The organism is Escherichia sp. MOD1-EC6300 (assembly GCF_002965045.1).
In the GTDB taxonomy this organism is placed as follows: Bacteria; Pseudomonadota; Gammaproteobacteria; order Enterobacterales; family Enterobacteriaceae; genus Escherichia; species Escherichia coli_F.
Map to the genome: position 1 here is coordinate 320631 of NZ_PTRH01000003.1, position 25318 is coordinate 345948.

The following is a 25318-nucleotide window of genomic DNA, read 5'->3' on the forward strand; positions in this document are numbered from 1 at the left end:
CGGCATTTTTATCTATCAGGATTCCGGTGGAACCGACATATGGCGGTATTTCACCAGAATGTCATTCTGCCGTTCTGCTTTGTTCTGCAAATCCCAAAGACCGCGGTCGATACCATCATTAATCAGGAAAATGACGCCTGTTTCGATAGCCGACATCAGGCACAGCATAACGGGTTCGTTCGAGGTGTAACCTACTTCCCCTTCCAGCAAGCGCTGGTAGTCAATAAAGCGGAAGACCCCCGCCTGAACTTCATAGGAAAGTATCGTCTTACTGGTGTTCACCGAGGAGAGGATCTCACCGGTACTCACATTGACGACACGCAGGTTCACGGCAATCTGATCGAGCTGGTAGTGCGTGTCGGCACCGATCCCAAAATATCTTGCCCCAACACCGCCCGATTTAACGTTGCTTTCATAACCGATAATCGAACCTTCAACCATGATATTTGCCGCCGTTAAAGATTGCAGCGGGATTCGGTTATTAATGGCAACCGTGCCGTTTTCTTGTGCTGCACGAATAATCTTGCGCTCGTTAAGCAGGTTTTGTAAGCCCTGGCGCTCCAGCGGTATAAACCAGCGAGAATCTTTCAATGCCGTGACCAGCATTGCCGTGGCGCTTTGCGGAACAGCAGTGGAGAAGTTACTTGCCGGGTAGGGTTTAAATTGCCCGGTTTCGTCCTGAATGTTGTATACCGAAACAAAGATCTTACCCGTCGGCGCTGGCAGATGGGTCAAATCTTTGTAGCTCTGAGCACGAGGCATTAATGTCGGTCTGGCGGCTTCTTTAGGCGGGGCGGTTAAGCATCCGCTCAGTAACATGACGGCAACCAAAAGAAATAAGCGCTGCATGATTATTTTCCTTATGAAGCTGGGGCTTAAAAATCGGTTGAGTTATTTTGTAAACCCGAAACCTGGATGGTCGAGGTTTGTCCGGTTTTGCGATCCGTCACATTCAACTGCAATTGACCATCGCGGTTAGCGATATCGACAATATAATCGTTGGTCACCATGCGGCCCGGTTTACCGGTATTAATATTCGACAGTAGCCCACCTAAAATTTGTGACTGGATGGCCTGGGTAAAGTTATCTAACGCTGATGGCGTTTCAATACCAAAGTCATCGTTATAGCTCGGATCTTTATACGAGTTCTGTGCCTGGGCGCTATTTAATAAAAAAGCGCCATTATTTGGGTTACCACCAAAGTTTGGATTACGGAACTGGAAAGTCATGGTTCCAGCCCAACTTAAAGGCGAAATAAGCATGAGTAGAACTACTGCATGTTTGACACGCATTGCAGCCTCCGAACAATTTTTTATTTAGAATTCATCATGCGCCAAATCGCCCGTACTCAATAACGCCTGATTTATCTGGCGACGATTTAGTGCTTCTTCAGTTTGAATCAGTGCAAAGACGACAGTTTTTTCGAAGTCTCTTTTCAACGGGAATAAAAAAGTCTGGAAAATAACGTCCTGATTGACCGTTATTGTGATCCAACTTCCCCATCGTGCACTGGGCCTTTCATTAATCGTTAAGTTACCCGTATAGTCACTTTCCCATTTATCACTAAAGGCTCGGTAAAAATCATGGCCAATTGATGAAACAGTATGGTCAGTTAACAAGCCCGGGACTTCTACCTCAACGGCGTGAAGATTCCCTGCGGCGAACAGGAATTCTGCCGCCACAATCCAGCGTAAATAACGTTTCATGGCTTTATCGCCTGAGGTTATCGTTTGCCCAGGAAACCGCTTGTGTCCGGTTTTTTACGGCTATCTTCTTGAAAAGATTATAAAGATGCGTTTTAACCGTATTTTCGCTGATGAACAACGAACGAGCGATCTCGTTATTAGACGCGCCGATACGCAGCTTATTCAGGATCTCTTTTTCCCGATGAGTAAGGAGGGCTGATTCCGTGCTGTTATAACGATAGTTACCTGAATGCGTAATCAGGTAACTGGCAAGCTTTTGCGTAAAGTAGCATTCGCCGCGCAGGACGCCTTGCAACCCATTGACAACACGTTCTTGATCCTCCATGGCATAAAAAACGCCGTTGATATGAGGCCAGTTTTCAATGTCGCGGTACGGGTAATCTTCAGGCGTATTTAGCAACAATATTTTGATATTGTTGTTTTTCCTGCTCAAAGTATCCTGCCAATAATGGATAAGCTTTTTATCCGCTTCCATCATATCCAGAAGAATAATAGAGCCTGAAGATATATCGTCCAGAGAACGTTGAATATTATGTAATTTTCCTGTAATTGCCAGCGATTGTTTAAGGTGCTGCAAGAGAGCTGTCGCCTGCAAAGAAGGTTTAGTGATCAACAATAATGTATGACCATGGATACTATGGACTTCATTAAACATGATGAAACCCCGCTTTTTTTATTGATCGCACACCTGACAGCTGCCTCTAAAATAGAAGCACCAGAAGTACTGACAGATGTTGCACTGCTGTGTGTAGTAATAAATCAGCCCTAAATGGGTAAAATATAAAACTAATGGATTACATCTGATTTCAATCTAGCCATTACAAATCTTAAATCAAGTGTTAAACATGTAACTAAATGTAACTTGTTATATTAAAATGTTAATCTTAAGGTTTTATTAAGTTTAGAAATGATAGAAAAGTTGTACATTTGGTTTTTCTTGCACAATTTTAAAAAATCATACAAATGGTGCTAACTTGCTAATAATGCATATAAAAAATATTTCGGTGTAGTCCTTTCGTCATGTAAAACGTTCTTGTTTTTTCTCCACACCTCCGTGGACAATTTTTTACTGCAAAAAGACGAGGTTTGTCACGGCTTGTGCGCAAGACATATCGCAGCAATCAGCGACGGGCAAGAAGAATGACTGTCTGGTGATTTTTGATTGCGGAAAACCGAAATTTAAAAGAAAACAAAATATTTTTTTGCGTAGATAACAGCGTATTTACGTGGGTTTTAATACTTTGGTATGAACAAAAAAAGAAAAATACAACGCGCGGGTGAGTTATTAAAAATATTTCCGCAGACATACTTTCCATCGTAACGCGGCGTTAACAAAATACAGGTTGCGTTAACAACTAAGTTGAAATGATTTAATTTCTTAAATGTACGACCAGGTCCAGGGTGACAACATGAAAAACAAATTGTTATTTATGATGTTAACAATACTGGGTGCGCCTGGGATTGCAGCCGCAGCAGGTTATGATTTAGCTAATTCAGAATATAACTTCGCGGTAAATGAATTGAGTAAGTCTTCATTTAATCAGGCAGCCATAATTGGTCAAGCTGGGACTAATAATAGTGCTCAGTTACGGCAGGGAGGCTCAAAACTTTTGGCGGTTGTTGCGCAAGAAGGTAGTAGCAACCGGGCAAAGATTGACCAGACAGGAGATTATAACCTTGCATATATTGATCAGGCGGGCAATGCCAACGATGCCAGTATTTCGCAAGGTGCTTATGGTAATACTGCGATGATTATCCAGAAAGGTTCTGGTAATAAAGCAAATATTACACAGTATGGTACTCAAAAAACGGCAATTGTAGTGCAGAGACAGTCGCAAATGGCTATTCGCGTGACACAACGTTAATTTCCATTCGACTTTTAAATCAATCCGATGGGGGTTTTACATGAAACTTTTAAAAGTAGCAGCAATTGCAGCAATCGTATTCTCTGGTAGCGCTCTGGCAGGTGTTGTTCCTCAGTACGGCGGCGGCGGTAACCACGGTGGTGGCGGTAATAATAGCGGCCCAAATTCAGAGCTGAACATTTACCAGTACGGTGGCGGTAACTCTGCACTTGCTCTGCAAACTGATGCCCGTAACTCTGACTTGACTATTACCCAGCATGGCGGTGGTAACGGTGCAGATGTTGGTCAGGGCTCAGATGACAGCTCAATCGATCTGACTCAGCGTGGCTTCGGTAACAGCGCCACTCTTGATCAGTGGAATGGTAAAGATTCTACTATGACTGTTAAACAGTTCGGTGGCGGTAACGGTGCTGCTGTTGACCAGACTGCATCTAACTCCAGCGTTAACGTCACTCAGGTTGGCTTTGGTAACAACGCGACCGCTCATCAGTACTAATACATCCTCTGTATTAAAGAAACAGGGCGCAAGCCCTGTTTTTTTTCGGGAGAAGAATATGAATGCGTTATTACTCCTTGCGGCACTTTCCAGTCAGATAACCTTTAATACGACCCAGCAAGGGGATATGTACACCATTATTCCTGAAGTCACTCTTACTCAATCTTGTCTGTGCAGAGTACAAATATTGTCCCTGCGCGAAGGCAGTTCAGGGCAAAGTCAGACGAAGCAAGAAAAGACCCTCTCATTGCCTGCTAATCAACCCATTGCTTTGACGAAGTTGAGTTTAAATATTTCCCCGGACGATCGGGTGAAAATAGTTGTTACTGTTTCTGATGGACAGTCACTTCATTTATCACAACAATGGCCGCCCTCTTCAGAAAAGTCTTAATTTGTTGAAATATCGAGCATAAGATGAATCTGGAGAGAATGGTCTGCTGCGGATCAGCCAACCTGAAAGTATGGATAACACAACCCTCAAGGATGACTAATCATTGAGGAAATAGAATAAATGTTCAGACCTTTTTTAAACTCTCTTATGCTCGGCAGTTTGTTTTTTCCTTTTATTGCCATCGCAGGAAGCACCGCGCAAGGGGGCGTGATCCATTTTTATGGCCAAATTGTGGAACCGGCATGTGACGTCAGCACCCAGTCATCACCCGTAGAAATGAACTGCCCACAGAATGGCTCTGTTCCGGGCAGAACCTATTCCAGCAAAGCGTTAATGAGCGGCAATGTCAAAAACGCGCAAATAGCCTCAGTAAAAGTGCAGTATCTTGATAAACAGAAAAAGCTGGCTGTAATGAACATCGAATATAACTAAGTTTCTGAACAACTCACCTTGCTGAGCAGAAAAATGCGATTTAACCAAAAAGCCTGCTGTACACTTAAGAAACAAGAAGGTGTAAGGAGGCGTTATGAAAACGCGTATTCATGTTGTGCAGGGTGATATTACCAAACTGGCCGTTGATGTGATTGTGAATGCGGCTAATCCGTCATTAATGGGAGGCGGCGGCGTCGATGGAGCCATTCATCGCGCAGCGGGTCCGGCCCTTCTGGATGCCTGTTTAAAAGTCAGGCAACAGCAGGGCGATTGCCCTACGGGGCATGCCGTTATTACGCTTGCAGGCGATCTTCCCGCTAAAGCCGTAGTGCACACCGTCGGGCCAGTCTGGCGTGGTGGTGAACAAAACGAAGACCAGCTTTTGCAGGATGCCTATCTCAATAGCCTACGACTGGTGGCGGCAAACAGCTATACGTCAGTGGCTTTTCCTGCAATTAGTACTGGGGTTTATGGTTACCCTCGTGCGGCAGCGGCTGAAATCGCAGTAAAAACCGTTTCAGAATTTATTACCCGTCACGCTTTACCCGAACAGGTATACTTTGTCTGTTATGATGAAGAAAACGCCCACCTCTACGAAAGACTCCTTACCCAACAAGGAGATGAATGATTTGCCCCGGCTGGCGAGCGCGGTGCTGCCACTGTGTTCGCAACATCCCGGTCAGTGTGGCCTTTTCCCTCTGGAGAAAAGTCTGGATGCGTTTGCCGCCCGGTATCGTCTGGCCGAAATGGCAGAGCATACGCTGGATGTTCAGTATTACATCTGGCAGGACGATATGTCGGGTCGGTTACTGTTTTCCGCCCTGTTAGCCGCAGCAAAGCGTGGCGTTCGCGTCCGTTTGTTGCTGGACGACAACAATACACCCGGACTTGACGACATTTTACGCTTGCTTGACAGTCATCCCCGCATTGAAGTCCGGCTTTTTAATCCTTTTTCGTTTCGACTGCTACGTCCGCTTGGTTATATCACCGACTTTTCCCGTCTCAATCGCCGTATGCACAATAAAAGTTTCACCGTCGATGGTGTGGTGACTCTGGTGGGGGGACGAAATATTGGTGATGCCTATTTTGGTGCAGGGGAAGAGCCACTTTTTTCGGATTTAGATGTCATGGCAATAGGACCAGTTGTAGAGGACGTTGCCGATGATTTCGCCCGCTACTGGTATTGTAAATCGGTTTCACCCTTACAGCAGGTGCTGGATGTCCCGGAAGGTGAAATGGCGGATCGCATCGAGTTACCCGCCTCCTGGCATGACGATGCCATGACGCATCGTTATTTACGCAAAATGGAATCCAGCCCGTTTATAAATCATCTGGTTGATGGAACGTTGCCGCTTATCTGGGCGAAAACACGTTTATTAAGTGATGATCCGGCGAAAGGGGAAGGCAAGGCAAAACGGCATTCACTGTTACCGCAGCGCCTGTTCGATATCATGGGCTCACCCAGTGAACGCATCGATATTATCTCTTCCTATTTTGTACCGACACGCGCAGGTGTGGCGCAACTCTTACGGATGGTGAGAAAAGGGGTAAAGATTGCGATCCTAACCAATTCTCTTGCCGCTAACGATGTTGCTGTCGTCCATGCCGGATACGCGCGCTGGCGCAAAAAATTGCTCCGCTACGGCGTGGAGTTATATGAACTCAAGCCGACGCGTGAACAAAGTAGTACGTTACACGATCGCGGCATAACCGGTAATTCCGGTGCCAGCCTGCATGCTAAAACCTTTAGCATCGATGGTAAAACGGTGTTTATTGGCTCTTTCAATTTCGATCCACGTTCGACATTGCTCAATACTGAAATGGGGTTCGTGATAGAGAGCGAAACGCTGGCACAGTTAATTGATAAACGCTTTATTCAGAGCCAGTATGATGCGGCCTGGCAGCTCCGTCTGGACAGGTGGGGGCGGATCAACTGGGTTGATCGTCATGCAAAGAAAGAAATTGTTCTCAAAAAAGAACCCGCTACCAGTTTCTGGAAGCGGGTTATGGTCAGACTGGCGTCGATATTGCCTGTGGAATGGTTATTGTAAACGCGGCTTAACGGGCTGGTGCTTTATCGTTCTCACGCTTAACAACCGGTTTACCAGAGAACAAAAACTTCAGTAACGGGATGCGTAAATGAATTTCATACAGAATTATCGCAATCCCTACTACGAATATCAGGCCACAGAGAAAACCAAGCCAGTTGGAGGTGATGTGCGGTGTAATGTACGCGCCGAAAAACAGCGTTAACGGGTGGTGAACCAGATAGATAAATAGCGATGCGTTAACAAAGTAAGTTACCCGCGTTGACTGGAAGTTAAGCAAACGGTGGCCGAAGGAGAAGACCACATTCACCATCCACAGACCGAGGACCATGGTGATCACCGACTCGGTTTCGTACATCCAGGCATCGCCACTGCCATAGCGCTGGTTGAGTAAATAAGCGACAAACGCCAATGCTGCTGCAAGGGTACAGCCACGAGACGGCGTGGTAAACAAGGCTTTAAGATGAGGGAAAATGAAAGCCAGTGCGCCGAGGATAAAGAACGGCAAATAAAATAACGTTTGCATGACAATAAAATTGAACATGCCGTTACTCAGAATGGGTGGATACACAATAAAAATCGTTCTTCTTATTACCGCATAACCGATGCCGAGGCACAAAAAAATCACCGATAATTTTACCATCGAGAATTTTTTATTCGTTTTATCAGAATTTTCTAAATTATTTCTGATGCGTTTAAATATCCATACGCACAGCGTCGTCATGACCACTAACACCAGTAAAAACCACAGGTGTGATATTAATTCCCAGGCCAACGTATTATATTTGTCATACAATGACAGCCCAGGCCAACTTTCCGCTTTCCCTTTGACGTATTGCAGCATAATAAATTGCGGCAATGTCAGTAGGGGGATGGCTGTTAACATCGGGATCCCTACACGTTCGACACGTACTTTCCACCATTTTTTCAGGGGATAGCGTAAAAAAAGCATGTAAGAAAAGTACCCGGATATAACGAAAAATACCTGCATGCGGAACGAGTGGATGAAGTCATTAAAAAGGGTCAGCCACAATGACGGTTCGGCGCTATTCACATGCCATGTATGGCTCGAATAGATTAAAGAAATATGAAAAGGGATCCCTAACAACATCAGCCAGGCGCGGATGGAGTCGAGGAAATATTCACGTTGCGCGGGTACTGGATTCATATATGGTTAACTAATCTCGGATTTTTCGTCTTATCCCTGTCGGGTTATGCCTTTAGGCTTGTTGCCATAGCGACACCGACCTGACCGCGCCAGACGCAGGCTTCAAGGTTTTTATGCATAGCATCATCGCTACCACTAACCAGAATGGAAGCGTCTGTAAGACGGTTGATAAATAAATTTGCTGGCAAACCCTACACGAAGTCGATGCTTCTGTCTTTAGGAGAAGCACGGAAAGTGAAAACGGTTGCAATCAGGTGCTTAATCCATGAGCCAGCGTGCTGAACGATACCGGGATTCTGTTGTCGGAATGGCTGGTTATCCATTAAAATAGATCGGATCGATATAAGCACACAAAGGGGGAAGTGCTTACTAATTATGAAACATAAACTACAAATGATGAAAATGCGTTGGTTGAGTGCTGCAGTAATGTTAACCCTGTATACATCTTCAAGCTGGGCTTTCAGTATTGATGATGTCGCAAAGCAAGCTCAATCCTTAGCCGGGAAAGGCTATGAGGCGCCTAAAAGCAACTTGCCCTCCGTTTTCCGCGACATGAAATACGCGGACTATCAGCAGATCCAGTTTAATCATGACAAAGCGTACTGGAACAATCTGAAGACCCCATTCAAACTCGAGTTCTACCATCAGGGTATGTACTTCGATACCCCGGTCAAAATAAATGAAGTGACTGCCACCGCAGTCAAACGAATCAAATACAGCCCGGATTATTTCACTTTCGGCGATGTTCAGCATGATAAAGACACGGTAAAAGACCTTGGTTTTGCCGGTTTTAAAGTGCTTTACCCGATCAACAGCAAAGATAAAAACGATGAAATCGTCAGCATGCTCGGGGCCAGCTATTTCCGCGTGATTGGCGCAGGTCAGGTTTATGGCCTTTCTGCCCGCGGCCTGGCAATTGATACCGCCTTGCCATCGGGTGAAGAATTTCCACGTTTCAAAGAGTTCTGGATCGAGCGTCCAAAACCGACTGATAAACGTTTAACTATTTATGCATTGCTTGACTCGCCGCGTGCGACAGGTGCTTACAAATTCGTGGTTATGCCAGGGCGTGACACGGTTGTGGATGTGCAGTCGAAAATCTATCTGCGCGATAAAGTCGGCAAACTGGGGGTTGCACCGTTAACCAGTATGTTCCTGTTTGGGCCGAACCAACCTTCGCCTGCAAATAACTATCGCCCGGAGTTGCACGACTCTAACGGTCTCTCTATCCATGCCGGTAATGGTGAGTGGATCTGGCGTCCGTTGAATAACCCGAAACATTTAGCGGTCAGCAGCTTCTCGATGGAAAATCCGCAAGGCTTCGGTCTGTTGCAGCGCGGTCGTGATTTCTCCCGCTTCGAAGATCTCGATGATCGTTACGACCTCCGTCCAAGCGCATGGGTGACTCCGAAAGGGGAGTGGGGCAAAGGCAGCGTTGAGCTGGTGGAAATTCCAACCAACGATGAAACCAACGATAACATCGTCGCTTACTGGACGCCGGATCAGCTGCCGGAGCCGGGTAAAGAGATGAACTTTAAATACACCATCACCTTTAGCCGTGATGAAGACAAACTGCATGCACCAGATAACGCATGGGTGCAACAAACGCGTCGTTCAACGGGGGATGTGAAGCAGTCGAACCTGATTCGCCAGCCTGACGGTACTATCGCCTTTGTGGTCGATTTTACCGGCGCAGAGATGAAAAAACTGCCAGAGGATACCCCGGTCACAGCGCAAACCAGCATTGGTGATAATGGTGAGATAGTTGAAAGCACGGTGCGCTATAACCCGGTTACCAAAGGCTGGCGTCTGGTGATGCGTGTGAAAGTGAAAGATGCCAAGAAAACCACTGAAATGCGTGCTGCGCTGGTGAATGCCGATCAGACGTTGAGTGAAACCTGGAGCTACCAGTTACCTGCCAATGAATAAGACAACTGAGTACATTGACGCAATGCCCATCGCCGCAAGCGAGAAAGCGGCATTGCCGAAGACTGATATCCGCGCCGTTCATCAGGCGCTGGATGCCGAACACCGCACTTGGGCGCGGGAGGATGACTCCCCGCAAGGCTCGGTAAAGGCGCGTCTGGAACAAGCCTGGCCAGATTCACTTGCTGATGGACAGTTAATTAAAGACGATGAAGGGCGCGATCAGCTTAAGGCGATGCCAGAAGCAAAACGCTCCTCGATGTTTCCCGATCCGTGGCGTACCAACCCGGTAGGCCGTTTCTGGGATCGTCTGCGTGGACGCGATGTCACGCCGCGCTATCTGGCTCGTTTGACCAAAGAAGAGCAGGAAAGCGAGCAAAAGTGGCGTACCGTCGGTACTATCCGCCGTTACATTTTGTTAATCCTGACGCTCGCGCAAACTGTTGTCGCGACCTGGTATATGAAGACCATTCTTCCTTATCAGGGGTGGGCGCTGATTAATCCTATGGATATGGTTGGTCAGGATGTGTGGGTTTCCTTTATGCAGCTTCTGCCTTATATGCTGCAAACCGGTATCCTGATCCTCTTTGCGGTGCTGTTCTGTTGGGTGTCCGCCGGATTCTGGACGGCGTTGATGGGCTTCCTGCAACTGCTTATTGGTCGCGATAAATACAGTATATCTGCGTCGACAGTTGGCGATGAACCATTAAACCCGGAGCATCGCACGGCGTTGATCATGCCTATCTGTAACGAAGACGTGAACCGTGTTTTTGCTGGCCTGCGTGCAACGTGGGAATCAGTAAAAGCCACCGGGAATGCCAAACACTTTGATGTCTACATTCTGAGTGACAGTTATAACCCGGATATCTGCGTCGCAGAGCAAAAAGCCTGGATGGAGCTTATCGCTGAAGTCGGTGGCGAAGGTCAGATTTTCTATCGCCGCCGCCGTCGTCGCGTGAAGCGTAAAAGCGGTAATATCGATGACTTCTGCCGTCGCTGGGGCAGCCAGTACAGCTACATGGTGGTGCTGGATGCTGACTCGGTAATGACCGGTGATTGTTTGTGCGGCCTGGTGCGCCTGATGGAAGCCAACCCGAACGCCGGGATCATTCAGTCGTCGCCGAAAGCGTCCGGTATGGATACGCTGTATGCGCGCTGTCAGCAGTTCGCGACCCGCGTGTATGGGCCACTGTTTACAGCCGGTTTGCACTTCTGGCAACTTGGCGAGTCGCACTACTGGGGACATAACGCGATTATCCGCGTGAAACCGTTTATCGAGCACTGCGCACTGGCTCCGCTGCCGGGCGAAGGTTCCTTTGCCGGTTCAATCCTGTCACATGACTTCGTGGAAGCGGCGTTGATGCGCCGTGCAGGTTGGGGGGTGTGGATTGCTTACGATCTCCCGGGTTCTTATGAAGAATTGCCGCCTAACTTGCTTGATGAGCTAAAACGTGACCGCCGCTGGTGCCACGGTAACCTGATGAACTTCCGTCTGTTCCTGGTTAAGGGTATGCACCCGGTTCACCGTGCGGTATTCCTGACGGGCGTGATGTCTTATCTCTCCGCTCCGCTGTGGTTTATGTTCCTCGCGCTTTCTACTGCATTGCAGGTAGTGCATGCGTTGACCGAACCGCAATACTTCCTGCAACCACGGCAGTTATTCCCGGTGTGGCCGCAGTGGCGTCCTGAGCTGGCGATTGCACTTTTTGCTTCGACCATGGTGCTGTTGTTCCTGCCGAAGTTATTGAGCATTTTGCTTATCTGGTGCAAAGGAACGAAAGAATACGGCGGCTTCTGGCGCGTTACATTATCGTTGCTGCTGGAAGTGCTGTTTTCCGTGCTGTTGGCTCCGGTACGCATGCTGTTCCATACGGTCTTCGTCGTCAGCGCGTTCCTTGGCTGGGAAGTGGTGTGGAATTCACCGCAGCGTGATGATGACTCCACTTCCTGGGGCGAAGCGTTCAAACGCCACGGCTCTCAGCTGCTGCTGGGGTTAGTGTGGGCGGTTGGTATGGCGTGGCTGGATCTGCGTTTCCTGTTCTGGCTGGCACCGATTGTTTTCTCGTTGATCTTGTCACCGTTTGTTTCGGTGATCTCCAGCCGTACTACAGTGGGTCTGCGTACCAAACGCTGGAAACTGTTCCTGATCCCGGAAGAGTATTCACCGCCGCAGGTACTGCTTGATACCGATCGTTTCCTTGAGATGAATCGTAAACGCTCCCTCGACGATGGCTTTATGCATGCGGTGTTTAACCCGTCATTTAACGCTCTGGCAACCGCCATGGCGACGGCGCGTCACCGCGCCAGTAAGGTGCTGGAAATCGCCCGTGACCGCCACGTTGAACAGGCGCTGAACGAGACGCCAGAGAAGCTGAATCGCGATCGTCGCCTGGTGCTGCTAAGCGATCCGGTGACGATGGCCCGTCTGCATTTCCGCGTCTGGAATTCCCCTGAGAGATATTCTTCATGGGTGAGTTATTATGAAGGGATAAAGCTGAATCCGCTGGCATTGCGTAAATCGGATGCGGCTTCGCAATAAAACGTAGTGGCCTGATGCGCTACGCTTATCAGGCCTACAACGTTCTACGATGTATTGATTTTGCAATATTTTGTAGGTCGGACAAGGCGGTCACGCTGCATCCGGCAAAATCAACGAGCCAATAAAAATACCGGCGTTATGCCGGTATTTTTTTACGGGAGAGGTATCAAATGCGTTTCATCATGGTCAGTATTATGGTGACCTTGTTGAGTGGCTGCGGCAGTATTATTAGTCGCACTATACCGGGGCAGGGGCATGGCAACCAATATTATCCTGGTGTGCAATGGGATGTGCGTGACTCCGCCTGGCGTTATGTCACGATCCTTGATCTGCCATTCTCCCTGGTTTTTGATACTTTACTGCTGCCGATCGACATTCATCATGGCCCGTATGAGTAATTAGCGTTCATCCCACTCATCAGCCGCTGCCCGTCCTTCTTCCGTATCCAGCGGTGGCTCAAGCTGAAATTCCCCCTCGTCCCATTCATGTAATGTATTCTCTTCCTGCCACTCCTGGCGGATCTCTATCTCATCATAGTCGCCGTCAAAGACACTTTGCGCGGCTTCACCGCTAAGCATGGGTAAACATTCACCTTCTTCCCCTTCGTCGGCAAAAAACTCAACTTGCCACATGATGTCGCCGTCCTGCAAAACGTATTTTTGGGCATTGAACTGTTGCACATTCGCGTCTTCGGCGTCGATGCCGGGGTTGTCTGCAAGAAATTCTTCGCGTGCAGCGTCAATGGCTTCTTCAAGCGTTGCGTACATGGTCATCACGATTCTCCCTTTGAGTTGATGAGGTTTCAGGGAAAAGGATAGCTGATTCTCCGCTATTGCAAGTATGAAAGGCGAAAAATCAGTTTGATACCTGGGGTATCCGACGACGGCGCAGACTGTTCCATGAATAGACGGCGTTGAATAACACTACGCCAGCGGTGACGAGGAATACCGCTCTGAAACCGTAGTTCGCCGAAATCGCCGCTCCCATCAATGGCCCGGTAACGTTGCCAATATCACGAAACGATTGGTTATAGCTGAAGATACGCCCGGCGATTTGGTTGCTCGAGTTGTAAACCAACAGTGTCTGTACGGCGGGGAGTAGTGCACCATCGGCAGCACCGAGCAAAAAGCGTAAGATCCCAAGTTGTAACGGTGTCTGAACGTAAGACATTGGGATCAACAGCAGTACAGAAAAGATCAACGCTGTAATCAGGATCTTTTCGGGTCCGATTCGATCGCCAAGTTTGCCGAGTCGTGGTGCACTCAGCAGAGCAGCCACGCCAGGCACCGAGGCGATCATGCCGCTGATAAAGGCGACATTACTGACGTTACCCGCCAGTTCGCGGACATACAGCGTCAGAATAGGGGCAATTGAACCCGTCGCCACCTGGATGATTAACGTGGTGACAAACAGGCTGAGTACCAGTTTCGGGTTTTTAAGTGATGTCACCACTTCCCGCATATGCAGCATCTCTTTTTTGCTGACTGGCTGGAATTTTTCTCGGATGCAAAACAGGGTGACGAAAAAGCAAAGTATCAGCACACTGGCGGTAATAAAGAATACCGGACGTAAGCCGTAGCTATCGGCAAGCAAACCGCCAGCCATTGGGCCGAGCAACGCACCGCTAACGCCGCCTGTGGAGAGCGTACCCAGCGCCCAGCCGCTTTTATTACGCGGTACTTGTGTGGCGATAAGAGCATTAGCGTTGGGGACAAATCCGCCAAGTAAACCAAGAAGCGCCCGCAGGATCAAAAACTGCCAGATATTTTGTGCCAGCCCCATCAACACCATCACGATGCCCATGCCGAGGGCAGAGCGTAATAGCATGAGTTTTCGGCCTTTACGGTCGGCGAGTCCACCCCAAAACGGTGAGGCGATGGCCGAAAATAAAAATGTAATGCTGAAGACAATACCGGACCACATATTCAGGGCGGAGTGGCCGGTAACGCCAAGCTGCTCAACGTAGAGGGGTAAGAAGGGCATTACCAGGCTGAAGGCGGCACCGGTAAGAAAACAGCCTAGCCAGGCGACGATCAGGTTTCGTTTCCAGTTTATAGGGGTGTCATTTTCACAGGGTGACATAGCAATCCGCTGTTGGTGCGCCAGGCGCGGTGAACATAAGAAGAAAAGATAAGCACACTAATTATGCGCCCGACTTCCAGGGGGCGCAATCCAGAGAGCTTTTATCGCTAAATCAGGAGGATTTGCTGTGGGAATGCCGGATGCCATTTTGAAGCATCCGGCATGGGAGATCTAATAGCGTGAAGGAACGCCTTCCGGACGTGTTTTAAAGCGACGGTGTAACCACATATACTGCTCTGGTGCCATCATGATGCATTTTTCGACCACTTTGTTCATCCACGCGGCGGTGGTTTCGGCATCATCCAGCGGCGGAGAACACTCTGGCGGTAGCATAATCAACTGATACCCTTTGCCATCTGGCTTACGGCGTGGAACGAAGGGCACCAGACATGCGCCGGACATCCGCGCCAGCATCCAGGTTCCGGTGGTGGTCGCCGCCTGCTCAACGGCAAACAACGGGACGAAAACGCTTGAGCGCGGGCCGTAATCATGATCCGGTGCGTACCAAACCACTTCGCCTTTTTTCAGGGCTTTAATCATGCCTTTTAAATCTTTGCGGTCGAGCATCGATTTATTTGAGCGCAAACGGCCCCAGGTTTGTAGCCAGTCAATCAGTGGGTTATCGTTCGGGCGGTAAACGCCAATCCCGGGTTCCTGCATACCAAATTGCCGCGCACCCAGCTCCAGAGTCAGAAAATGGATGCCAACTAACAGGATGCCGCGTTGTTGCGCCTGCACGTCACGAATGTGTTCCATGCCGATCACTTCCGTCCAGCGGGCGATCCGGCGGTCTGGCCAGAACCACGCCATGCCGGTTTCCATCAGCCCCATACCAACAGATTCGAAATTCTTCACCACCATTTCACGGCGTTCTTGTTCGCTCATTTCCGGGAAGCACAGTTCCAGGTTGCGATGCACAATTTTTGCGCGTCGTTTCATAAAACGTAACGCCAGTTTTCCTAATCCACAACCGAGGCGGTAGATAACCGGGTAGGGCAATTGCACGACTAACCAAAGTACGCCAATACCCAACCAGGTTAACCAATAACGCGGATGAAGCAGTGCGGTGGAGAACTTGGGTAGATTCGTCATATCAATCCTGTTTTTCAACCTATTCGGGCAATTGTATGTATTGTCGCATTTTTTCGCCCGCAACCAAAATTTGTGGCTGAAGACTGGGCGAAATTACCGCGCTTGTAAATAATAAATAATTTTTAATGCGCAAATGTAGCGTAAAATGTGTGGATGTTAATTATCGATAATTGCTATATCATGCCGCGGATTTTTACTTTCCCATCTCGCAGGAACCGTACACCATGCCAGTGTTACACAACCGCATTTCCAACGACGCGCTGAAAGCCAAAATGTTGGCTGAGCGTGAACCGCGCACCACCATTTCGTTTTATAAGTATTTCCACATCGCCGATCCGAAAGCGACCCGTGACGCTTTATATCAGCTGTTTACCGCGCTGAATATTTTTGGGCGAGTGTATCTGGCGCATGAGGGGATTAACGCGCAAGTCAGTGTACCTGCGAGCAATGTTGAAACATTTCGCGCACAGCTATACGGCTTCGACCCGGCTTTAGATGGCTTACGCCTGAACATCGCGTTGGATGATGACGGGAAATCCTTCTGGGTACTGCGCATGAAGGTGCGCGATCGCATCGTAGCCGACGGTATTGACGATCCTCACTTTGATGCCAGCAATGTTGGTGAGTATCTGCAAGCGGCAGAAGTGAACGCCATGCTTGACGATCCCGATGCTCTGTTTATCGACATGCGTAATCATTATGAGTATGAAGTGGGGCACTTTGAAAACGCGCTGGAAATTCCGGCAGATACCTTCCGTGAGCAGCTGCCAAAAGCAGTCGAGATGATGCAGGAACATAAAGATAAAAAAATCGTTATGTACTGCACCGGCGGCATTCGTTGTGAAAAGGCCAGTGCCTGGATGAAACATAACGGATTCAATAAAGTCTGGCATATCGAAGGCGGAATTATTGAATACGCCCGTAAGGCGCGCGAGCAGGGCTTACCGGTGCGTTTTATTGGCAAAAATTTTGTGTTTGACGAGCGGATGGGCGAACGTATATCTGATGAGATTATCGCGCATTGCCACCAGTGCGGTGCGCCGTGCGACAGCCATACCAACTGTAAAAATGATGGCTGCCACCTGCTGTTTATTCAGTGTCCAGTATGTGCAGAAAAATACAAAGGTTGTTGCAGTGAGATTTGCTGCGAAGAAAGCGCGTTACCGCCAGAAGAACAGCGACGCCGTCGGGCAGGACGTGAAAATGGCAATAAGATCTTTAATAAGTCTCGTGGACGTCTGAATACAACACTGGGCATTCCTGATCCAACAGAATAAATATCATTGCCGGATGCGTGTCATCCGGCAACATTTCACGCTTACTTCTGCTGTACGCCTTCCACTGAAATAATCAGGTCCACTTCCTGAGAAGCTGGACCTAAATCTGTCTTGATATTGAAGTCTTTGAGCTTAATTTTGCCTTCGGCCTCAAAGCCTGCACGTTTACCGCCCCACGGGTCGTCGCCCTGACCAATTAATTTCGCTTCCAGCGTGACGGGTTTGGTGACCCCGTTCAGCGTCAGATCGCCGGTAATATCCAGTTCGTCACCGTCTTTCTTCACGCTGGTGGAGGTGAATGTTGCCTGTGGATATTTTGCGGTATTGAGGAAATCTGCACTGCGAAGATGTTTATCGCGTTCGGCGTGATTAGTATCGACGCTGGTGGTGTTAATTGTCACATTCACTTTATCAGCAGCGGGATTTTTTTCATCAAAGGTAAAAGTACCGTCGAAATCTTTAAAGGTGCCATATAACCAGCTATAGCCAAGATGCTGGATGCGGAAGTTAACAAAGGCGTGCTGACCTTCTTTGTCAATTTTGTAATCGGCGGCAACCGCTGAACCCGCAGAGAACATCAAGGAAGCGAAGGTTAAACCAAGCAGGCTTTTTTTCATTTTTTATACTCCATAGTCAGATGACGACTTTCCCAGCATGCGCTTCAGAGTGTCGTCCTTATCGATGAAATGATGCTTCAGGGCCATAAATCCGTGCATAACGGACAGTACTACGACGCTCCACGCGAGCCAAAAATGCAGGGCACCGGCAAAGTCAGCCTGTGCGCCTGCATCGGCAAGGGTCGCGGGGACGTCAAACCAGCCAAAAACGCTGATCGGTTTACCATCGGCAGTGGAGATCAGATAGCCGCTGATGCCGATGGCAAAGAGCAATAGGTACAATGCAAGATGTCCAGCCTTTGCGCCAACACGAGTCATGGGCGAATAACTTTGCAGCGGACCCGGCGGTGGAGATATGACACGCCAAAGAACGCGAATAACCAGCCCCATCATTAACAAAATGCCGATGCTTTTATGCAATTCGGGTGCTTTGTGGTACCAGCCATCGTAATAACTGAGCGTGACCATCCACAGACCTAAAGCAAACATGCCATAGACAATAATTGCGCTTAGCCAATGGAAGGCCGCAGATATAACACCATAGCGTTCAGGGGTATTTGTGAATGACATAAGTGCATCCAAAACGAATTTGCGAGAGAAAGAAAATGGCGTGTCGGAGAATGAATTGCAACACAAAAATAACAAATTGAATGATATTTATTTTTATTTCAATAATTTTGAATTAATAATGAAAGAATCTTCATAAGTTTAGTGGGTTCAGCATCTGGAAGGTCTGGTGAGTGCTGTAGAGGTAGGAAGAATCTCATTCAATTTTTCACGCTAAATGAAAGGGAGATTAAATATTTGTCAGTTTATGTCAGTGCGGAAAAACTAAAAATAAAACACGTAGATCAGGTCCATAATTGCCAACAGTCCCCAGAGAAAAAGATAAAGCATCAGATGCTCGCGAATATTATTGATGAGATAGTGCAACAGCCGACGCATTAAATACTCCTGTAAAAACGGCCTCATTCTGGAGGCCGTAATGATGATTATTGGAAGCGGGAAAGCCTGAATGGCGTCAAATCAAAATCGCTTTTTTTGTCTTGCGCAAAATCGGCAGCTATTTCCCCTAAAACTGACGCAAATTTAAAACCGTGCCCGCTCAGGCCGGTAATGAGCAGTGTATTATCGTGGCCGGGTAGAGTATCGATAATAAAATCTTCGTCAGGCGAATTATCATAGGTGCAGGCAGCGCCGTACAGGCAGCAACCGATACCCGGCAACACATTGCGCAAGAACGGGAAGGCTTCCGAGCCATCGCTGACGACTTCCGCAAACGGAACACGTTCATCCGCTGAATGGATAACCTGGCCTCCGTTATGTTTGCCAATCTTCAACGCGTCGTTTTCTGCCGGAAAACCATAATATTGATCGCCATTGGGCAGTTCACCGGTAAACGCCGGGAATTTATTCTTCACGCTATAGCGACCATCGGCCTGATACCAGGCAAATACTTTGCGTACGGGCTGGACAGGCAGTTCCGGGAGCAGATCTTTTACCCATGTTCCCGCGCAGACGATCGCTTTTTTCGCCTGATACTCACCGTCAGCCGTTTCAATAATTACGCCATCATCGTCATGACGAATTGCGGTGACCGGGCAGTTGAACAACTGCGCACAACCCGCTTCCTTCGCCAGTTGGATCCAGGTTTTAATCGCCAGTTCGCTGCGTAAAAAGCCGGAATCAGTCTCAAATAAGCCGATGTAGTTGTCCGGGACGCGTATTTCTGGCCAGCGTGCCATAATCCCTTGCGCATCGAGCTTTTCAACGTTGAGTTGCCACTGTTCAGCGCTGTGGGCGACGTTGGCGAGAAATGCGGAATCAGCCGGGCCAAGGTTAATGACACCCGAGCGTACAAAAATGGGATCTTCTTCGTTGTGGCGGGAGAGTTCATCCCACAGCGTTTGCGCGCGGAGGACCAGCGGGACATACTTTTCGCCTTCACCATAAGCATGGCGAATTAATCGCGTATCGCCGTGGTGGCTGCCGTGTTGATGCGGTGGCATATGGGCGTCGGTCATTAGCACGTTTAAACCGGCACGGGTTGCATAATACCCGGCGGCAGCGCCTACGGAACCGCTGCCAATAATGATGAGATCGTATTTCATTTTTTTCTCTCTGCTCTCATGGTTTAAGCAGAGTAATTAACTGAATGCAGATATACAACCCAGAAATGGTAAAGGCACCAGTGAGGTGCCTTTTGGGTGGATGGTCATGTCATGTTAATGACGCCGATACTCGTTTACCGGGAAATCACCGGATTCAATTTTGGCGATTCCTGCTTCTAATATCGAAATAAATTGTCTGGCAACATCAGTGGTTAACCAGAGCGTCTGACCAACTTCAGTCCCTTCCTGCTCGGACTTATTTGGGGTCTGGTAGTGCAAACGCAACATCAGCGCATCATAGCTATCAACGGTGCTGATGTCCCACCCTACGAGCGGATGAGTCTGAATGACTTCATTATTTTTTTCCATCATGGCCCCCTAATTCGTGTTACTAGACAACGTTATTCGAGGTTCAATGCGTTTTTATCTGAAGCAACTTCAGTATACCAATAAGTAAGGGTATTCACCGAATTTTTAAAGGGGGGAACAGATAAATTTTTGCTTTTAAGATTTATATGAACAATAAAACAGCATGTCATTCATATTTTTTTAGCATATTGTGCAATTATTTTGAGGAAGTGTAGAAATTTTGTACTCGAAATTCGTAAGTAAAATAAAAAAGCCGGGGCGACCCGGCAAAAACAAAAATCACTGCATATTATTCGCTGACAAACCAGTCATCGGCGCTTTCCCACGTTTCCTGGAGAATTTCGCTAATGCGCTGTTTATCTTCTTTTGTTGCGCCAATAACCGATAAATTATTCGCTGCGGCATAACGTACCGATACGTGGCCTTCATTATCAGGAAACGCATACTGAATACGGCGGGAAAGTTCGCCAGCCAGGGCGTCAATAGCCCCAGCTGGCAATGGAGAAGTTTTCGCTATGGTGACTTCAATTCGCATAATAGCCCCCTGTTGAATATACTGGTTATTTATACAGTTAAAATAACCTAATGACAACAGGAAGCTACGATTTTTATTGTTTAACGGACCAGCGTACCGTTTCCCCGGCGAGGAATGGCACCAGTGTGTCATCAGTCAATGCGATGCTTTCAGCAACCTGTTGCTCTTCGCGGACCAGTTCGATGAATGTGTCGTTGACCGGCAAGCCATAGAACTGTGGGCCGTTTACAGAACAGAATGCTTCAAAGTGCTGCAGAGCATTCATCTCTTCAAAGACGGTAGCGTAACTGCCCAGCGCGGTTGGGGCGTTGAAGCAGCCCGCGCAGCCGCAGCTGCTCTCTTTGCGATGACGTGCATGCGGCGCAGAATCCGTACCGAGGAATACGCGATTAAAACCGCTGGCGACCAGTTCACGCAGTGCCTGTTGGTGAATATTGCGTTTGAGGATGGGTAGACAATACAGGTGTGGACGCACGCCACCAACCAGCATATGGTTGCGGTTAAACATCAGATGCTGCGGAGTGATGGTGGCAGCCAGCCGTTCATTTCCGTTACGGACATAGTCGGCAGCATCTTTGGTGGTGATGTGCTCAAAAACGACTTTCAGCGCGGTCAGGCGCTGGCGCAGCGGTTCCATCACGCTTTCAATAAAGCGCGCTTCACGATCAAAAATGTCGATATCTGCATGTGTCACTTCACCATGCACCAGTAGCGGCATACCGATTTTTTCCATGCGCTCAAGTACCGGCATGATTGCGTCAACCGACGTCACGCCGTGGCTGGAGTTAGTTGTTGCGTTTGCGGGGTAAAGTTTTGCAGCGGTGAACACGCCTTCGTTAAATCCACGTTCCAGCTCATTAGGATCCAGCGAATCTGTTAAATAACAGGTCATCAGCGGGGTGAAATCGTGCCCGGCAGGTACGGCGTCAAGAATGCGCTGGCGATACGCCTCGGCAGCCTCAACGGTGGTCACGGGCGGAGCCAGATTGGGCATTACGATAGCCCGTCCATATATTTCGCTGGTATAAGGCACGACAGTTTTTAACATGTCGCCATCGCGGAGGTGAAGGTGCCAGTCGTCTGGGCGGCGGATCTTTAATACCTGGGATGGTGCAGTCATTAATCTCTATGCTCCGGCTGAAGGGATGTTTTTGCCGGACACAAAGGATAAGCGGAAACGTTTTCCTTTGCACGAAAAATAAAGGGCGCAAATGCGCCCTCGTGATTAATCAGTAAACGGAATGACAATTTCACCAGGCTTCACTTCAATACCTTTCGCCAGTTTCTTCGCCATTGCTTCGCCCTTACTGCCATCTTCGCGCAGGACATAAGCAGGTTGCTGGTTAAAGTAATTGCGTAATGCCTGGTTCAAATAGGGAAGCAACGTTTGCATCACCGTTTGCATTTTTTCCGGTTGTACCGTCGCATCGACTACTTCCATCTCTTTCAGGAAGATCGCGCCTTTTTCTTTATCAAACACAGGCAGCGCTTTCAGCTTCAGTTTCATGGTCGCTTTCTGGCTACCGAACAGGGAGTTCATGTCCAGATTGGCGTCTCCGGTTAGGGTAACCTTATTCGGCTCTTCGCGACCAATTTGGCTGGTCAGGTTTGTCAGAACAATATGGGCGTCAGCCACGCCGGGTAAACCGATATCTTTTGAGAAATTATTATGTTTCGCAAGCGACTGGTTAATTTCTTGTTCGGTGATGGTGTATTGGGTGAGTTGATTACAGCCAACGAGCAGGCCACTGACGAACAATACAGCGGCAAATAAAAACTTGTTCATGGTAGTCCTCGACATGAAATCTGCGTCAATATCCTGACACAACGCAGCATGTGTCACCAGCGATAAACTCGCCAGCAGAAAAAACTGAAAACGGCGGCAACCCGCGAATACAGGCTGCCGCGGCGGGTCAGGATTAAATCGCCATTGATGATAACAAATTGATTTGTGTCTGTTTCGCCATATTATCGCGGTAATCAGCAACGCGGCTTGGCCAGTTGATTCCGGCTACCAGCGTCAGATTACGCAGGAGCGGAAATAGCTGAATATCGTCTTCCGAAAGTTCGCCATTCACGGCGTTCGGTTTGACGATAAGTTTGTCCAGCGCACGTAAATCATCGCTGATATTCTTAATCAGACCGTCAGAGTGGGCCAGCAGGTCGGAAAAATTACCCGCGCTGGCTTCTTTCTTGTCGACAAAATATTTGCGTGCGGCGGGAGTAGAAAACTCATCAAATGCCGATTTGGCAATACGCGGTAACAGCAGTTTGTTGGCGTAGCCGTTGACCTTGCGCAGCCATTCTTCAATGGCAGGTGAACGTTTGCCGGTCAGTAACGGTTTGCCGTCGAGTTTATCGACATAGTGAACGATGTCCATGCTTTCTGGCATATAGCGGCTGTCATCTTTTTGCAGAATGGGAACCTGTTTTTGACCGACCATCCGGGTGGGTGTTTCTGCGTCGTCATTGAGCAGAACATGTAATTCGACGGGGATATTTTTCAGGCCGAAAATCATGCGGGCTTTGAGGCAGTAAGGGCAGTGATCGTAAATGTATAGCTTCACGTGACTCCTCCATTTGGCTGTCAGTTCACTTTCAGTATGGAGGAGTCAGGGGGGAGTATCAAATCAGGCGTCGCGTTCCAGCAAACGACGCGCGGTGCGTTTCTGGCTAAATTGCCAACCCAGCGCAAGGAAAGTGAAGATGCCAATAATGCCCAGCATCATCCACGGAAGCTCTGGTTGGTGCGCAGATTTACCCAAGTCAAATAGCCAGCCACCACCGATATAACCAATCGCGCCGCCAATCGCCAGACCCAGACGGCTAAACCCCATATAGCTGCCGCGTGCTCTTGCATCTGCCAGCGAAGCACTTAAGGTTTCACGCGCAGGCTCAGCAATGATCGACCCGATATAAAACAGACAAATCAGAGTGAAAAGTTGTTGCAGGCCGCTGACCATACCCACTGGCATCATGCTTAATGACATTATTAATAGCCCAGCCATCAATCGGTGTTCCAGACGAAAATGTTTTTCACTCCAGCGGGCGATAGGGTAGAGCAACGTTAACGACAGACACGCCTCAATGGCATACATCCATTTAACGGCAGACGGCGCGCCCGCGACGTCGTTGACCATAATTGGCAGCATCAGCATCACTTGTACAGCCAGCATGTAGTAACCCGCCAGCGTCAGGACATAGGTGACAAAACGCTTGTCGCGCATCACGCGGGTCATGCCTTCGCGAACGGGCGTGCGTACGGTGGAGAGTTTCCATGCCGGTAACAACCACGCATTGAACGCTGCACACAGCACAAACAAAACTGCCCCTGTGGCGCAGACCAGGCGAAAGTCGTATTGCAACAGCCAGCTCCCCAACAATGCGCCAATGACCGCACCGGCACTGTCCTGCATCATTAACAGCGAGAAAAAACGACCACGCTGTTGTGGACGGATTAGTTTCACCACCAGCGCCGAACGCGGAGGATCAAACAACGTGCCGCCGAGTCCCGAAAGCAGGCATGAAAACCACAGTAGCCACGGTTCGTGGGCGATACCCATTGTGGCGAATCCGGCGGCACGCATCAGCATACCGGTGACAATCATCGGTTTGGCACCAAAGCGGTCGGCAATTGCGCCGCCGAAAATCCCCAGACCTTGCTGAATAAACTGACGTAGACCAAGGGCAATACCGACCATGACGGCGGCCCAGCCCATTTGATCAACGAAGCGGATAGAGATCAGCGGGAAGACAACAAAGAACCCCAGCACGACCAGCATATTATCGATGAGCAGGAAATATTTACCCAGGTTCCTCGCCTGCGACACGCGGGACATTTCCCCTCCCGGGAAATAAAAGATGAGCACTTTCTATTCTGCATTGCCGTTAAGACTTTTCCCATCACTTCGGGGACAATATTTTTTTATCAAAACGTCGCTTTGATAGAGAGTTTTTATCAAATATGTGAATAATGCAGAAAACGGCATTCTGGACTTTTCACAGGGTCTGGTTGCGCAGGTATAGTAATACTTACAGCGTATTAAAGACGTTACGGGAAGGAGTAGGTATAGAATGTTTGGCTATCGCAGTAACGTGCCAAAAGTGCGCTTAACCACTGACCGACTGGTCGTGCGTCTGGTGCATGATCGTGATGCCTGGCGTCTCGCGGATTATTACGCAGAGAATCGCCATTTCCTCAAGCCCTGGGAGCCAGTGCGCGACGAAAGCCACTGTTATCCATCAGGCTGGCAGGCCAGGCTGGGGATGATTAACGAATTTCATAAACAAGGTTCAGCTTTCTACTTTGGCCTTTTCGACCCGGACGAAAAAGAGATTATTGGCGTTGCCAATTTTTCCAATGTTGTTCGCGGCTCTTTTCATGCCTGCTATCTCGGTTATTCGATTGGGCAAAAATGGCAGGGCAAAGGACTCATGTTTGAAGCCCTGACCGCAGCCATTCGTTATATGCAGCGCACCCAACATATTCATCGCATTATGGCCAACTATATGCCGCACAATAAACGCAGCGGTGATTTACTGGCACGATTGGGTTTTGAAAAAGAAGGCTATGCGAAAAACTATCTGTTGATTGATGGACAATGGCGCGATCATGTTCTGACGGCATTAACCACCCCAGACTGGACGCCTGGCCGCTAAGGAGA

At 48.6% G+C, this 25318-nt stretch carries 29 protein-coding genes; 11 read left to right on the forward strand and 18 right to left on the reverse strand.

Features of this window, described 5'->3' with window-relative positions; all coding sequences use genetic code 11:
• Positions 1 to 15: 15 nt before the first annotated feature.
• The 4 genes from csgG to csgD are packed head-to-tail and all read right to left on the reverse strand — an operon-like array spanning position 16 to position 2361.
• A complete protein-coding gene (gene csgG / locus BGE37_RS06545; RefSeq protein ID WP_105287882.1) occupies positions 16 to 849 on the reverse strand; it encodes a curli production assembly/transport protein CsgG in 834 nt (277 codons plus the stop codon).
• A gap of 26 nt (positions 850 to 875) precedes the next feature.
• Entirely contained in the window at positions 876 to 1292 is a 417-nt protein-coding gene (csgF, locus tag BGE37_RS06550; RefSeq protein ID WP_001264088.1) for a curli production assembly/transport protein CsgF, read from the reverse strand.
• Positions 1293 to 1316: 24 nt separating this feature from the next.
• Entirely contained in the window at positions 1317 to 1706 is a 390-nt protein-coding gene (gene csgE / locus BGE37_RS06555; protein ID WP_000833288.1) for a curli production assembly/transport protein CsgE, read from the reverse strand.
• A 4-nt stretch (positions 1707 to 1710) separates the two neighbouring features.
• Complete coding sequence (csgD, locus tag BGE37_RS06560; protein ID WP_000481500.1) at positions 1711 to 2361, reverse strand: biofilm master transcriptional regulator CsgD; 651 nt, start codon at positions 2359 to 2361, stop codon at positions 1711 to 1713.
• A 754-nt stretch (positions 2362 to 3115) separates the two neighbouring features.
• On the opposite strand from csgD, the gene csgB reads away from it, so the two are divergent.
• The 6 genes from csgB (at position 3116) to clsC (ending at position 6941) form a co-directional block, all read left to right on the forward strand.
• Positions 3116 to 3571 carry a curli minor subunit CsgB gene (csgB, locus tag BGE37_RS06575; protein WP_001360656.1) on the forward strand — a complete coding sequence of 152 codons (456 nt, stop codon included), beginning with the start codon at positions 3116 to 3118 and terminating at the stop codon, positions 3569 to 3571.
• Positions 3572 to 3611: 40 nt separating this feature from the next.
• Positions 3612 to 4067 (forward strand): curli major subunit CsgA, encoded by a 456-nt coding sequence (gene csgA, locus BGE37_RS06580; RefSeq protein WP_032302842.1) that lies wholly within the window; start codon positions 3612 to 3614, stop codon positions 4065 to 4067.
• Positions 4068 to 4125: 58 nt separating this feature from the next.
• The gene (gene csgC, locus BGE37_RS06585) at positions 4126 to 4458 is read left to right on the forward strand and encodes a curli assembly chaperone CsgC (RefSeq protein ID WP_000992818.1); all 333 of its coding nucleotides are present in this window, start codon (positions 4126 to 4128) and stop codon (positions 4456 to 4458) included.
• 120 nt (positions 4459 to 4578) lie between these two features.
• A complete protein-coding gene (ymdA, locus tag BGE37_RS06590; RefSeq protein WP_000489582.1) occupies positions 4579 to 4890 on the forward strand; it encodes a protein YmdA in 312 nt (103 codons plus the stop codon).
• A gap of 94 nt (positions 4891 to 4984) precedes the next feature.
• Positions 4985 to 5518 (forward strand): O-acetyl-ADP-ribose deacetylase, encoded by a 534-nt coding sequence (ymdB, locus tag BGE37_RS06595; RefSeq protein ID WP_000857405.1) that lies wholly within the window; start codon positions 4985 to 4987, stop codon positions 5516 to 5518.
• A complete protein-coding gene (clsC, locus tag BGE37_RS06600; RefSeq protein ID WP_001353293.1) occupies positions 5460 to 6941 on the forward strand; it encodes a cardiolipin synthase ClsC in 1482 nt (493 codons plus the stop codon). Before ymdB ends, clsC begins: the two co-directional genes overlap by 59 nt.
• 7 nt (positions 6942 to 6948) lie before the next feature.
• On the opposite strand, the gene mdoC is transcribed toward clsC, so the two are convergent.
• The gene (gene mdoC / locus BGE37_RS06605; protein WP_105287883.1) at positions 6949 to 8106 is read right to left on the reverse strand and encodes a glucans biosynthesis protein MdoC; all 1158 of its coding nucleotides are present in this window, start codon (positions 8104 to 8106) and stop codon (positions 6949 to 6951) included.
• Positions 8107 to 8499: 393 nt separating this feature from the next.
• Between mdoC and mdoG the strand changes: the two genes are divergently transcribed.
• The 3 genes from mdoG (at position 8500) to BGE37_RS06630 (ending at position 12969) form a co-directional block, all read left to right on the forward strand.
• On the forward strand, positions 8500 to 10035 hold the full coding sequence (gene mdoG, locus BGE37_RS06620) for a glucans biosynthesis protein MdoG (protein ID WP_001300662.1): 1536 nt from the start codon (positions 8500 to 8502) through the stop codon (positions 10033 to 10035).
• The gene (mdoH, locus tag BGE37_RS06625; RefSeq protein WP_105287884.1) at positions 10028 to 12571 is read left to right on the forward strand and encodes a glucans biosynthesis glucosyltransferase MdoH; all 2544 of its coding nucleotides are present in this window, start codon (positions 10028 to 10030) and stop codon (positions 12569 to 12571) included. The genes mdoG and mdoH overlap by 8 nt, the downstream gene beginning before the upstream one ends.
• 170 nt (positions 12572 to 12741) lie before the next feature.
• Positions 12742 to 12969 (forward strand): YceK/YidQ family lipoprotein, encoded by a 228-nt coding sequence (locus BGE37_RS06630; RefSeq protein ID WP_001211028.1) that lies wholly within the window; start codon positions 12742 to 12744, stop codon positions 12967 to 12969.
• Here BGE37_RS06630 and BGE37_RS06635 read toward each other — a convergent pair whose 3' ends face one another.
• The 3 genes from BGE37_RS06635 to lpxL form a co-directional block, all read right to left on the reverse strand.
• On the reverse strand, positions 12970 to 13344 hold the full coding sequence (locus tag BGE37_RS06635; protein ID WP_000180056.1) for a MysB family protein: 375 nt from the start codon (positions 13342 to 13344) through the stop codon (positions 12970 to 12972). It lies immediately after the preceding gene.
• A gap of 82 nt (positions 13345 to 13426) precedes the next feature.
• Positions 13427 to 14653, reverse strand: coding sequence for a multidrug efflux MFS transporter MdtG (mdtG, locus tag BGE37_RS06640; protein WP_000074172.1), 1227 nt, complete (start codon positions 14651 to 14653; stop codon positions 13427 to 13429).
• 171 nt (positions 14654 to 14824) lie between these two features.
• Positions 14825 to 15745 carry a kdo(2)-lipid IV(A) lauroyltransferase gene (gene lpxL, locus BGE37_RS06645; RefSeq protein ID WP_001353291.1) on the reverse strand — a complete coding sequence of 307 codons (921 nt, stop codon included), beginning with the start codon at positions 15743 to 15745 and terminating at the stop codon, positions 14825 to 14827.
• Between the two features lie 224 nt (positions 15746 to 15969).
• Between lpxL and trhO the strand changes: the two genes are divergently transcribed.
• The gene (trhO, locus tag BGE37_RS06650; RefSeq protein WP_105287885.1) at positions 15970 to 17022 is read left to right on the forward strand and encodes an oxygen-dependent tRNA uridine(34) hydroxylase TrhO; all 1053 of its coding nucleotides are present in this window, start codon (positions 15970 to 15972) and stop codon (positions 17020 to 17022) included.
• Between the two features lie 41 nt (positions 17023 to 17063).
• On the opposite strand, the gene BGE37_RS06655 is transcribed toward trhO, so the two are convergent.
• The 10 genes from BGE37_RS06655 to mdtH all read right to left on the reverse strand — a co-directional run bounded on the left by BGE37_RS06655 (position 17064) and on the right by mdtH (position 24493).
• Positions 17064 to 17639, reverse strand: a complete 576-nt coding sequence (locus BGE37_RS06655; RefSeq protein ID WP_000749261.1) for a YceI family protein — start codon at positions 17637 to 17639, stop codon at positions 17064 to 17066.
• A gap of 3 nt (positions 17640 to 17642) precedes the next feature.
• Complete coding sequence (locus BGE37_RS06660) at positions 17643 to 18209, reverse strand: cytochrome b (protein ID WP_105287886.1); 567 nt, start codon at positions 18207 to 18209, stop codon at positions 17643 to 17645.
• Positions 18210 to 18470: 261 nt separating this feature from the next.
• Entirely contained in the window at positions 18471 to 18584 is a 114-nt protein-coding gene (locus tag BGE37_RS06665) for a YceO family protein (RefSeq protein WP_001253418.1), read from the reverse strand.
• A gap of 47 nt (positions 18585 to 18631) precedes the next feature.
• On the reverse strand, positions 18632 to 19750 hold the full coding sequence (solA, locus tag BGE37_RS06670; RefSeq protein WP_105287887.1) for an N-methyl-L-tryptophan oxidase: 1119 nt from the start codon (positions 19748 to 19750) through the stop codon (positions 18632 to 18634).
• A 114-nt stretch (positions 19751 to 19864) separates the two neighbouring features.
• The gene (gene bssS / locus BGE37_RS06675; protein ID WP_000414437.1) at positions 19865 to 20119 is read right to left on the reverse strand and encodes a biofilm formation regulator BssS; all 255 of its coding nucleotides are present in this window, start codon (positions 20117 to 20119) and stop codon (positions 19865 to 19867) included.
• 289 nt (positions 20120 to 20408) lie between these two features.
• Positions 20409 to 20654, reverse strand: coding sequence for a DNA damage-inducible protein I (dinI, locus tag BGE37_RS06685; protein WP_001217754.1), 246 nt, complete (start codon positions 20652 to 20654; stop codon positions 20409 to 20411).
• Positions 20655 to 20727: 73 nt separating this feature from the next.
• On the reverse strand, positions 20728 to 21774 hold the full coding sequence (gene pyrC, locus BGE37_RS06690) for a dihydroorotase (protein WP_105287888.1): 1047 nt from the start codon (positions 21772 to 21774) through the stop codon (positions 20728 to 20730).
• A gap of 105 nt (positions 21775 to 21879) precedes the next feature.
• On the reverse strand, positions 21880 to 22440 hold the full coding sequence (locus BGE37_RS06695; RefSeq protein WP_001353288.1) for a lipoprotein: 561 nt from the start codon (positions 22438 to 22440) through the stop codon (positions 21880 to 21882).
• Between the two features lie 133 nt (positions 22441 to 22573).
• Positions 22574 to 23221: a glutaredoxin 2 gene (grxB, locus tag BGE37_RS06700; RefSeq protein WP_105287889.1), complete on the reverse strand. Its 648-nt coding sequence runs from the start codon at positions 23219 to 23221 to the stop codon at positions 22574 to 22576.
• 63 nt (positions 23222 to 23284) lie between these two features.
• The gene (gene mdtH / locus BGE37_RS06705; RefSeq protein ID WP_000092207.1) at positions 23285 to 24493 is read right to left on the reverse strand and encodes a multidrug efflux MFS transporter MdtH; all 1209 of its coding nucleotides are present in this window, start codon (positions 24491 to 24493) and stop codon (positions 23285 to 23287) included.
• Positions 24494 to 24728: 235 nt separating this feature from the next.
• Between mdtH and rimJ the strand changes: the two genes are divergently transcribed.
• Positions 24729 to 25313, forward strand: a complete 585-nt coding sequence (gene rimJ / locus BGE37_RS06710) for a ribosomal protein S5-alanine N-acetyltransferase (protein ID WP_000468190.1) — start codon at positions 24729 to 24731, stop codon at positions 25311 to 25313.
• Positions 25314 to 25318 lie beyond the last annotated feature (5 nt).